This window comes from Cecembia calidifontis, from assembly GCF_004216715.1.
Lineage (GTDB): Bacteria > Bacteroidota > Bacteroidia > Cytophagales > Cyclobacteriaceae > Cecembia_A > Cecembia_A calidifontis.
In genome coordinates this window covers 4,775,125-4,786,302 of the sequence record NZ_SGXG01000001.1, presented here as the reverse complement: position 1 = coordinate 4,786,302, position 11,178 = coordinate 4,775,125, and the positions used below count along the sequence as shown (strand labels likewise).

General features: G+C 39.2%; 9 protein-coding genes. 4 read left to right on the top strand and 5 right to left on the bottom strand.

What is annotated here, in order from left to right:
* Positions 1-2 precede the first annotated feature (2 nt).
* Positions 3-950, bottom strand: coding sequence for a ThuA domain-containing protein (locus tag BC751_RS20680; protein ID WP_130277256.1), 948 nt, complete (start codon positions 948-950; stop codon positions 3-5).
* Between the two features lie 58 nt (positions 951-1,008).
* Here BC751_RS20680 and BC751_RS20675 point away from each other — a divergent pair, with 58 nt between their 5' ends.
* The 3 genes from BC751_RS20675 to BC751_RS20665 are packed head-to-tail and all read left to right on the top strand — an operon-like array spanning position 1,009 to position 4,749.
* Positions 1,009-1,980, top strand: coding sequence for a DUF6807 domain-containing protein (locus BC751_RS20675; RefSeq protein ID WP_130277255.1), 972 nt, complete (start codon positions 1,009-1,011; stop codon positions 1,978-1,980).
* A gap of 23 nt (positions 1,981-2,003) precedes the next feature.
* Positions 2,004-3,374, top strand: coding sequence for a Gfo/Idh/MocA family oxidoreductase (locus tag BC751_RS20670; protein ID WP_130277254.1), 1,371 nt, complete (start codon positions 2,004-2,006; stop codon positions 3,372-3,374).
* Between the two features lie 10 nt (positions 3,375-3,384).
* Complete coding sequence (locus BC751_RS20665) at positions 3,385-4,749, top strand: putative oxidoreductase C-terminal domain-containing protein (protein WP_165389871.1); 1,365 nt, start codon at positions 3,385-3,387, stop codon at positions 4,747-4,749.
* A 554-nt stretch (positions 4,750-5,303) separates the two neighbouring features.
* On the opposite strand, the gene BC751_RS20660 is transcribed toward BC751_RS20665, so the two are convergent.
* From BC751_RS20660 to BC751_RS20645, 4 genes are all read right to left on the bottom strand, one after another.
* Entirely contained in the window at positions 5,304-6,647 is a 1,344-nt protein-coding gene (locus BC751_RS20660; protein WP_242617407.1) for a transposase, read from the bottom strand.
* A 297-nt stretch (positions 6,648-6,944) separates the two neighbouring features.
* Complete coding sequence (locus tag BC751_RS20655; RefSeq protein ID WP_130277252.1) at positions 6,945-7,964, bottom strand: hypothetical protein; 1,020 nt, start codon at positions 7,962-7,964, stop codon at positions 6,945-6,947.
* 387 nt (positions 7,965-8,351) lie between these two features.
* Complete coding sequence (locus tag BC751_RS20650; RefSeq protein ID WP_130277251.1) at positions 8,352-9,509, bottom strand: DUF4221 family protein; 1,158 nt, start codon at positions 9,507-9,509, stop codon at positions 8,352-8,354.
* Between the two features lie 81 nt (positions 9,510-9,590).
* Positions 9,591-9,782 (bottom strand): hypothetical protein, encoded by a 192-nt coding sequence (locus BC751_RS20645; protein ID WP_130277250.1) that lies wholly within the window; start codon positions 9,780-9,782, stop codon positions 9,591-9,593.
* A gap of 223 nt (positions 9,783-10,005) precedes the next feature.
* Here BC751_RS20645 and BC751_RS20640 point away from each other — a divergent pair, with 223 nt between their 5' ends.
* Positions 10,006-11,016: an IS30 family transposase gene (locus BC751_RS20640; RefSeq protein WP_130273814.1), complete on the top strand. Its 1,011-nt coding sequence runs from the start codon at positions 10,006-10,008 to the stop codon at positions 11,014-11,016.
* The last annotated feature ends 162 nt before the right edge of the window (positions 11,017-11,178 follow it).

Here is an 11,178-nt window from a genome sequence, read left to right as displayed (position 1 = left end):
CCTCAGGAAGAGCCCAAAGGCCGATCATCACAATCCACATCTCCTACCACATATTGCAAACCATTCAAAAAGAACCGGAGCAAGTCCGGGTTTTCAAAACTCTGGGCATTGTGGGAGGGGGAACAATACATTACCTTTCCCTTTCCTTCAGGTCTTATCCAGGAGACATAAGTTTTTCCTGTTTTTGCAGGTTGCCTTTGACCGGTGATTTCTTCATTGTTGAAATAAAGCAGGGGCCTGAAATCCTTGTCTTCGTATGCTTTGCTGTAGAAGTAAGGTTCATCAATATGGTTGAAACCTTCTTTGGGAAACGCCTTTACCAAGGGGTGTTCCGGATCAACTAAGCGGACTTGAATAGGCTGCTGGGGAGGATGGTAATCAAAGCTGGCCCCCACCAATCTGCTGAATGCCCTGGATTTATTTTGGGTGGTAATGCCACCATGGACTACCATTAGCCCGCCGCCGTTTTCGACATAATTCAGTAAGTTTTTTTCCAGGTCCAAAGCTTTTTGCATCAAAATCAGGCTGTCCTCCTCAGACTCAGCCCTTAACTTATCCCAAAAAAGATTACGGTGTTCAGGTTTTGAACAGGTGTTATTCAGTACTACTGCACTGAAATTTTTTAGGTTTTCGGATTCAAACATACGGATATCTTTACTGTCCACTGTTTCGAAAGCACCGCTTTTTTCGCTGATGATCCGGATCATTTCCGAGGTATGGGGGATGACCCAGTGCTCAAAGCCGGTATGGAGGGAAAATACCAAAATCTTTTTCTTGCCTGAAAAGGGGAAGCTGGGTTTTTCCGGAGCCAATGTATGAATTTTGTCAGTCCAGAGGGCATCCAATGGCACTACGGGAAGATCCTGTGCACTGGAGGTCAGCACTGGTCCGCTCAGGATAAGGGTCAGCAGCATAATTTTTCCGATAATCCTAAAATGGGCGTTTTGCATGGCGACTTTGGATATTTTGTATAAATTGAAAGGACCAAACCAAATAACCTAAAAACCTATGATTTTCAAAAGACTTTTCTGTTTGATGTTTTTGACCATTACTTTGCCGGTTTTAGTTTTTGGGCAGGAAATTCACTTGTCAGAATCACAAAGAGGGATTGATTTTGTATTTGAAGGAAAGGTTTTATTGACCTATCAGACCGCTATTGCTGATGTACCTGAAGGCGTGGATTCCAAATTCAGAAAATCAGGATTTATCCATCCGCTGGCTTCACTTTCCGGACAGGAACTCACCCGGATTCAGCCACCTGACCATTACCATCATTACGGCATCTGGGGTCCCTGGACCAGGACTTTGGTAGAAGGCAGAGAAGTTGATTTTTGGAATCTGGGTGAAGGACAGGGCAGGGTGGATTTTGATCACCTGATTTCGAAAAAGGAGCATGCGGAATATGCTGAAATCATCGTCAGGCAGAATCATGTGGACCTTTTGGCTCCGAAGGGTGCCCAAGTGGCCATCGAAGAGGATTTGGGAATAAGGGTCTGGAATACACAGGGGAATAGATATGCCGTGGACTACACTACCCAAATCTCGACTCCCCTGAGCAGTCCGGTGGTATTAGATGCTTACCGATACGGTGGCGGGATAGGTTTTAGAGCGACAGCCCGGTGGGGTACTGCCAATAGCCATATCCTTACTTCCGAAGGCAAAGACCGCAAATCCGCCGATGGGAGTTTTGCCAAATGGGTGATGGTATATGGGGAGTCAGATGATCCTTCAGGCCAAAGTGGTATCCTTTTCCTAAGTCATCCAAAAAACAGGGCCCATCCTGAGCCTATGCGTGTATGGCCCGAGGATTTTTATGATGGAAAGGAAAATGTCTTTATAGAATTTTGTCCCATCCGGCATAAAGCCTGGGAAATCCTTCCCGGAAAATCCAATGTGCTCAAATACAGGATGATCGTATTTGACGGTAACTTAAGCCCCGAAGAGGCGGAGGACTTTTGGAATGAATTTGCAAGATATTGAGAACCTTAAACCTGGGAAAACCTATGAATAGAAGGGATTTTATCAAAACTACAGCTTTAACGGGGGCTGCATTGGGCTTTCCTACCATTGTTCCTGCTTCTGTTTTGGGTAAAAATGCTCCCAGTAATAAAATTCATATCGGACAGATCGGTTGTGGTAGAATCGCAAGGTATCATGATTTACCGGGTACATGGGCGCATGATGTGGCCCGAATAGTGGCAGTGTCTGATGTGGACATCAAAAGGATGAGAGAGGGGAAGGAATTGATTGAAGAGCATTACAGCAAAAAAATGGGTAAACCATACATGGATGTCAAACAATATGGGGATTACCGGGAAATGCTTTTGGATAAGGATATAGATGCGGTCATTATCAGCACTCCGGATCATTGGCATTCACAGCCGGCCATGGAGGCAGCATTGGCAGGCAAACATATTTATTTGCAAAAACCTACCTCCCTCACGATCAAAGAAGGGAGGCAATTGACCGATTTGGTTAAAAGAACAGGTGTGGTGGTGCAGTTGGGAACCCAGCAGCGCTCCAGTCCCCAATTTAGGATAGCGGCGGAACTGGTCCGCAATGGAAGGATTGGAAAGCTGCATACTGTTAGGATAGGCCTGCCAGGTGATCCATCGGGGCCGGAAGCAGTTTCTATGGCTGTACCTAAAAACCTGAATTTCGACATGTGGCTGGGTTCTACGCCGGAATTGCCCTATTCTGAAATCGGTGTGCACCCCCAAGAGGGGTATGACCGGCCGGGATGGTTGAGGCATGAGAACTATGGTGCCGGGATGATTACCGGTTGGGGGCAGCATCATTTTGACTGTGCTGCATGGGGTATGGATACAGAATATACAGGGCCAAGGTATATTGAAGCGGTGGCTGAGTTTCCCAGGGCGGGATTTTGGAATGTTCACGGGGATTTTATGGTCAAAGCAGAATACGATAATGGAATTACCATGCTTACCAGTGGAGGATATCCCAACGGCATACGCTATGAAGGAACGGAGGGTTGGATATGGGTCTCCCGGGGGGACTATGTCGCTTCTGCCAGCGATCCGGTAAGTAAAAGCGAAAGCGCTAAGGCATTAGATGCATCGGACCCGAGGATTTTGGAGTCGGTAATTGGTCCCAATGAAATACATTTGTATAAGAGTGATGACCAGCACGGCAATTGGCTGGATTGTATCCAAAGCGGAAAAGAGCCCATTTCTCCAATTGAAATCGGCCATCGTTCCTGCTCGGTTTGTCTGATCAGCCATGTGGCCATGAAAGTGGGCAGAAGACTGGAATGGGATGTGGTGAAAGAAAGATTTGTCAATGATGAAGCTGCCAATGTGCATTTGAGCAGACCGCAAAGAGCACCTTATGGAACAGATTATGTTAAAGTTTGAAGGAAAGAAAATGAAAAAAATATTGGCCTTTTCGGCCCTGATTGCTTTGATTGCATGCCAAGCTCCAAAGAAAGAAAATATGCCTGATAGGGAAAAAGTGGTATTTATGAGCCTGGATCCCGGACATTTTCATGCCGGTCTGATCCACAAATCCATGTATCCCGAGGTGGATTCCACGGTATATGTTTTTGCACCTGATGGAGAGGAACTCAAGGATTATCTCCGCAGGTTGGAGGGCTACAATACCCGGGTTGACCATCCTACTGCTTGGAAAGTGGAGGTTTATAAGGGAAATGATTACCTGCAGCAAATGATTGCCCAAAAGCCAGGAAATGTGATGATGGTAGCGGGGAAAAATGACCAAAAAATCGATTATATCTTAGCAGCAATTCAAAATGGAATACACGTCTATGCGGATAAACCTTTGGTGATTGATCAGGAGGGATTCGGGAAATTGCAGCAGGCATTTGCATTGCCAAAGGAGAAAGACCTCTTGCTTTATGATATCATGACGGAGCGCTTTGAGATTACTTCCATTTTACAAAAGGAACTGTCCATGATTCCTGAGGTTTTTGGGACTTTGGTGGATGGAACCCTCGAAGAACCTGCCATCACCAAGGAAAGTGTCCACCATTTTTTCAAATATGTTTCCGGACAGCCCCTGATCCGTCCGGATTGGTTTTTTGATGTGACCAAACAGGGAGAGGGTTTGGTGGATGTGACCACGCATTTGGTAGATCTGATTCAATGGGCAGCCTTTCCTGAACAGGTTTTGGACATGTCAGATGTGGAGATGCTTGCTGCCAAGAGATGGACCACACCGCTTTCAGCTGAACAGTTTCAGCAAGTAACCGGCAAGGAAGGGTTTCCCGAATTTCTGCAAAAAGACATTCAGGACAATAAACTTCAAGTATTTGGTAACGGGGAGATGCATTACACTTTGCGGGGCAAGCATGCCAAGGTCAGTGTGATCTGGGATTTTCAGGCGCCAGAGGGTGGGGGAGATACCCATTACAGTGTGATGCGGGGCACCAAGGCCCTTCTGATCATCCAACAGGGGGAAGCTGAAGCTTTCAAACCTACTTTATATGTTGAGTTGTATGATGGACAGGAAAAGGAATTGGAGGAAGCGGTCCTTAAGACCCTACAGGCAAAGTATCCCGGGCTTGGCTTGGAGAGACTGCCCGATGCAAAGTACCTGGTGCAGATTCCTGATAGCTACCATGTGGGTCATGAGGCACACTTTGCCCAAGTGACGGAAAAGTTTTTGGAATACTTCCAAAAAGGCAATATGCCCAATTGGGAAGTACCCAATATGCTGGTGAAGTACTTTACCACTACAAAAGCGCTGGAAGTAGCGAGGCAAAATCCATAAAAAGACCGATGGGGTACCTGTGAAGTTTTTTTACGAACCACCAAATAGACAAAAGGAACACGAATGCTGGATTTATTTTAAGAGCTAGAAGTCAGCTGTTCGGGATTACAAATCCCGAACCGTTATACCATGGATTTGAGAATCAGTTTTTTTTGCCCCATAGCCGCAGTAGATTACTAACTGTCCTTTTTCCACGGGATGGAAAAACTTCTCTTCTTATAGTTTTCCAATATGAGTCTTTAAATTTGGAGATTCCAAAAACTATCCCGTAAAGACGGGATAAGTTCTTTTCTACGGGTCTCCTATCTGGCCCAAATAATGAGCTGAAAATGTTCATCCGGAAACCTTTCATTAGGGCCTCTTGGAAAATTCCTTCGGAATTAGGGAGTAGAGCTTAAACTAAGTTCTACTTTCTTTTTTTTGGAGACTTTGGGCATTAATTTGCGGTCAATTTGAGTACGGAAAAGTACAATTTAGGCTTCGGTTTTGGATGCGTTGGGCCATGATTTGCAGTATGGGCACACTGCTCCCATGAAGATCTTTTTTGGTGATTTTTATGCTGATCGTTGTAGGGGTGGGCTTTCCTTTGCTGCCCTTCTTTTTGCTATCAGAACCGCATTTGCTGACATAATCCCAAAAAATATCATCAGTTTTTCTCTTTTCTCCCCTTTCACCTTGATTTTGCCAAGCCCATAATGGTTTTTGTTTGTCCCAAAAACACCTTCCATTACAGTAGCTCTCTGTCTGGAGATTTCAGAGCTTAGTACTTTTTCTGCTTTGCTTAATTGTTTGGGGCCTTTTTTTGGGAAGCAGGTGAAGATCTTCTGATGGGTACAGAATACACGGTTTTTGTTTGTTGCATATATTCTGTCCGCTCCAAGCTGTCTGGCAGGACCGAAAAATCTTTTATGCTTTGCTACTGACAGCTTCAGTCTTGTACATTCATTGAATGCATTAAAATCCAGTTTGTCAATAAAAGCAAGACCATCCACCTGTAAGATATGGGCTTTGGCACCAAACTCTACAGGCTTATTCTCCTTCCCTCTCACTATTGGTCGGAGATATGGTTTATGAAGTGACACAATCCTATCCTTGAGTTTGGAAGGAGGATTGTCCAACAGGAACTCCTGTTGCTGACATATCTTTTTTACCACCCCAAACCTTGAAAAGTCTTTCAGATCAAGGCCCGCTCCTTTGTTTTTGTCCAAAACCTCCTGAAGCTGTTCTATGCCTTTGTTGAGAAGATACACCAATGCTTTTCTTCTTCTGAGTGTTTCCTTAAAACTGTTTTTCCTTTTTCTCGAATAAGTCGTTTGGGCGAGTTTCTGCTCCCTGAATTTGGATCTTGGCCTTTTGATACCCAGGTCTGAACAGATCCTGAATAGCTGATCTTCAAAAACCCATTCACAGCACTCCCAAAGAAGCTTTACGTCAGTTGGAAAACGTATGTACGACTCATAGCAGGTGGCATCCATCAGAAGTACATGGCTGTTATTGACATCATGTTTCCAGTGCAGGATAAGAATCTCCTGAAGCTTCTCCCATTCACAATGGGTTTCAATATAAGCCCTTATACGGGTCATAATGGTCATGTCTTTAATCTGCTCATTTTCTGCCAATACTTTCCCGCAGAAATACTGGAGAGACCAGTCAGTATTGAAGCGTTCCAGAAGATGCCGGTCGCTGACATTCAGATATGCTTTTAAAAACATAAGTGCAAACATACCCTTGGGACCAAACCAGCTTGGAGCACCTCTTCCCGAAAGTTCTCTTGGGAGACATGAAACAAGTTCATCCCAAGGGATACTGTCATGAACCTGACCTAACAATGAATTCTTGAAAAAGTGATATTTTGGAGAATATCCATCGAAATCTTTGAAAAGAGGAAGCTGAGCCATATCTTTAATCGTATTTAAGTCTGCAACCTTAAAATACAAAAAAGAAAACCCCGAAAAAAGCTCAAAACAGCCGATTTCGTGGTTTTTGTGTTATGTTTTTGTTATTTATTTAATTGACTTTCAGTCAATTAAGAATTAAACAAGAGACCCTCATTAAACTTAAGTATGTTCATATCACTTGCTTTAATATGATTCCAATTTCACCATCTTAAAGACCCTGCTCAAGTTTTTGTCACAAGCTATCCGTTTAAAATTTAGTTACTGGCAAAGTAGCGTATAATCATTATCAAATTTAAACTATTCTTTTGGAAAAAATCTTTTGACTAAATATAGAAATTCTCCCCTTTTCAAAGCACCTAAATAAAAATCATTACTCTCCAAAGTTTTTACGAAGACATAATCCTTCAAAAAAAATTCCCTATTAAAATGTTCATTTCCAAAATTCATTAAAAAAGAATCTGAATACCTATTGACCGAATCCCTTTGAAGTATTTTACTTATTAAATAAAACTTCTCATTCTTATAAGAATTTCCAACAAACTCATCTGGGAAAGTTCTATTTTTCTCATATTTATCTTTGTTTTTCCAGTTTGATAAGTCTGACCCTACATCATCCAGTTTTCCTTGGTAACGGATATTAGAATCAGGCAAAAATAAAGAGTCCGTAATCCCAAGGAACGGCTTCCAAATTAATGCTCTGTCTTTATTAGGATGAATAATATAATAATTTGAATCATTATATAACCCAATTTTTATATATGCCGCATTTTCACCTATATCATATTCAAAAATTTTCTTTGATTTCCCACTATCCAAAGAAATCAAATATAGTTCAAAATAGGTTGGATTAAGACCTGGATGGTATACTTTAACAATAATCTGGCTTTCCTTGGCCCAAACCAAATCATGAAAAACACCATAGTTATATTCAGGAATTAATACATCAAATTCAACTCCTTTTAAGTCTGTTACTAGTATATTTCCAGGGTTATGTCCTAAAAAATAAACCTTATCTTTCCATATATGAAATGAGCGGATCATATTTTTAGGATAATAATTCACAGTGCCATCAGAGTTTAAATCAACATACAGGATATTCTTTTTGGATTTGTTTTCTCCTTTATTTTTCAAAACGTAAAAATTATGCTTATTGGTAAGGAGGTAAAAGGTCTCTTGATGATATGCAATATCCCAAATAGTTTCCTTATTATCTAAATAAAACTGTATTTCCGTTTCTTTTTCATCTAAAACTTTTTGAATACATGCTTGAGAAAAAAAGAACTGAAAAACAACTATTAAGAATAATTTAATTTTCATCAATAAACCTATCAATTATTTCGGGACTAATCACTTCGATTACGGTACCATCTGTTAAATAAATTCTTGGTAAAGACTCAAGGATTTGGTAATTAAAGGCTAAGTTCTTTACATCGTGGAATACGTTAGCATTTTTCGAATTTGATAATAAGTTCGCCTTTTTACTTTCTTTTGCTATTACGACAATTATATAGTTCTTTAATTCAAATTTCTTGACAGATTGAAAAAAAACTGAATAACATGAAGAGCAACTATCTAGATTGATAACTAATGCAGGTCTATCAAATACTATATCTAATTCTTTTGTGTATTTTCGGAATTTTGCAGATTCACTTTGGCAAGAGACAAAGGAGAATATACTCAAAAAACATATGAATAAAACATATTTCATCTTGAAAAATTAAAAATATGATAATGTAAAATATCCTCTTTTTGACCATTGTAGTTAGGATTATTCAAAGGTAAATAAACACCTTTTTCTCCAACAAATAACCTGTAAATGTTATAAATCCCGCCTTTGAATAATACTTCATCTATAATGTTAAAACTATCATCTAAGATAATGATTGAAAAATCTCTGTTAGCATCCAATAATTTTGCATCCGCTCTTTTTTGATATGACCCTGGAAGTTGAACAGTCCTGTAATATAATTTTCTGAATTGATCATAATAAATACCATAGTATTTTAGATTAGTTAAAGTAAATTGGATTTTTTGATCATTATTGGGCATCATTCTAAAAGGTTCAAATTCCTTATTTTTAAACTTGCTTTTTGCATTAATATAAGTTGAATTTTCATTTTCCCTGTCAATTACTAAAATACTGTCTTCCATATTCCAAGAATAAATCCATTTACCGCAATTTACTTCCCTAGATACTTGTAAGTGATTAGAGGGCCATATCTTATTGTGATAAAAATTTGGAAAAGATGACTCATCCAAATATTCTACTTTATTTAATTTTGTGTCATAAATGACTTCAAATTTAAAATCACTATTAATATTCGAAGGATTGCTCATTTCAAAAAGAGGATAATGAATAAAGTAAATTTTATCACCAAAAATTAATGTTCTCTGAGCGCCAAAAGAAATATGATTAACTAAAGAAGTCTCTAAATCCTTGGTCTTATCCGGAAGGTACCTTTGAATTAATTCACCATTATCATTTATTAGGATTGTACCCCTGATCCCTAATGAAGGATATAAAAAGATAGAATCTTCGTTTACCACAGAAATCCCCTGGACCAGTTTAATTACATAAGGTTCATCATTTGGATAACCAATTGTTTTTGCCAGCAAACCAGTCTCAAGGTCAAATTTTTCTATTTTATCTTTAAACTGATTATAATGATATAAAAACTCTTTTTCGCCTGATTTTAAATATTGAGTCCGCATAAATTCATTAGATGTAGAGTCATCTAAATTTATCCCTACGGAGTCATTCAAAAATTTTAAATAATCGTATTCTAAAGAGTTTTCATTTTTAATATCACAAGAAATTAAAAATAAAGCTATATGAATATTTATAAAATAATTTTTTTTCATTGGTAAATAATACACTTACAAAAAGATCTTTTTTGGATGATAAAAAGAGCTGGTTCCTTTCAATCAAGGAACCAGAACCTTTTACCACTGAGAAATTGGTCTTGCACAATTCCAATCACAATCTGAACAAGAGCCATCAAAATTATCCCCAGAAAACACCTGGCCATGGATTATAGCAATATTTCCATTAGAATCATAACAAATCGCATTAGCTGTTGTCATATTTATCCACATAAATACAACTGCTATCATAATAACAATTTTATTTTTCATAAACTTTTACTTTAGCTCCCATCGCAATATGCAGGCAGGGATATTAAGCCTGTTCAAAAGTTTACCGGTAAAAAAGAACAGTTTAAAAGTAAAAAAAAAAAGAATAGTTGTCAAGTTTAATTTCAAAAATTGCCATGTTCAAGTCATAAATGCAACACTAAGGGTTTAAGGGAAGGAACCTGGGTTCCTTCCCTTAGGCTGAAAATATTAATTTAGTGTTGTCATGAATAAATTTAAACATCTCAGCCAGGAACAAAGGTACCAAATAGAGGCTTTATTTAGAAACGGAACTTCCCAGACCAAAATCGCTGCGATTATCGGTGTCAACAAAAGTACTGTATCCAGAGAACTTCAAAGAAATACCGGCAAGAGGGGCCGTTATAGCGGTGAATATAAGGCTGCAGTTGCCCAGAACCGTACAGACGAAAGACATAGACTCAAGAGAAAGCGAATCAAATTTACCGAGTCCCTTAAAGAAGAGGCCCGCAAATTCCTTGTTGTTGACAAATTGAGCCCAGAGCTAATATCGGTCACCTGGAAGAAACAAGGTAAAGAAGGGGTTTGTCATGAGACACTCTACAACTGGATATTTACTGCCAAAAAAAGTAGCCATTGGAGATACCGAAGGGACAGGGAGCTTTACAAGAATCTCCGGCATGGTAAAAGAAAGCGTAAGAGAGGTAATTACAGGCATACCAGAGGAATTATCAGGGAGAGAGTTCCAATTGACCAAAGGCCTCCTGTAGTTGAAAAAAGACAAAGGATAGGAGATATTGAAGTAGACCTTATGATGGGGAAAAACCACAAATCAGCTCTTTTGGTACTGGTGGACAGGGCAACCTTGGTTACTACCATAGAGAAACTTGATGGTAAAAATGCAGATATCATTGAACAGAAAATAGCAAAGAGAATACAGAGAATTGGTGCTTCGTTCTTCAAATCAATCACTTTCGATAATGATATGGCATTCGCAAACCATTATAAAATCAGAGATAAATTCAATATCCCAACATTCTTTACAAGACCATACACTTCACAGGATAAAGGAACAGTGGAAAACAGAATCGGACTTATCAGGGCTTTCCTGCCAAAGGGTACTGACCTCAATCAAATCTCTCGGGAACAGATCCAAAATATAGAAACCAAAATCAATAACAGGCCAATAAGAAAGTTTAATTATCTTAGTCCTATCGAATGTCTAATGAAAAAATTAGGCGTTGCATTTATGACTTGAACATGGCTTTAACTAAAACTTAACATATAAAAAGAAATTTTTTATATAGTTCTTTCCTTTTTAGTTCATTTGTCTCTTTTAGCTTTTATGTTTTCAATAGTTTATTCAACCAGATTCGATTTTAACTTTACTAGTTTACCCATTCTGTTTCCAATATATCTT

Bases quoted from the DNA above. Each gene is read 5' to 3' on its own strand.
- BC751_RS20680 (WP_130277256.1), bottom strand. From the start codon at position 950: ATGCAAAACGCCCATTTTAGGATTATCGGAAAAATTATGCTGCTGACC.
- BC751_RS20675 (WP_130277255.1), top strand. From the start codon at position 1,009: ATGATTTTCAAAAGACTTTTCTGTTTGATGTTTTTGACCATTACTTTG.
- BC751_RS20670 (WP_130277254.1), top strand. From the start codon at position 2,004: ATGAATAGAAGGGATTTTATCAAAACTACAGCTTTAACGGGGGCTGCA.
- BC751_RS20665 (WP_165389871.1), top strand. From the start codon at position 3,385: ATGAAAAAAATATTGGCCTTTTCGGCCCTGATTGCTTTGATTGCATGC.
- BC751_RS20660 (WP_242617407.1), bottom strand. From the start codon at position 6,647: ATGGCTCAGCTTCCTCTTTTCAAAGATTTCGATGGATATTCTCCAAAA.
- BC751_RS20655 (WP_130277252.1), bottom strand. From the start codon at position 7,964: ATGAAAATTAAATTATTCTTAATAGTTGTTTTTCAGTTCTTTTTTTCT.
- BC751_RS20650 (WP_130277251.1), bottom strand. From the start codon at position 9,509: ATGAAAAAAAATTATTTTATAAATATTCATATAGCTTTATTTTTAATT.
- BC751_RS20645 (WP_130277250.1), bottom strand. From the start codon at position 9,782: ATGAAAAATAAAATTGTTATTATGATAGCAGTTGTATTTATGTGGATA.
- BC751_RS20640 (WP_130273814.1), top strand. From the start codon at position 10,006: ATGAATAAATTTAAACATCTCAGCCAGGAACAAAGGTACCAAATAGAG.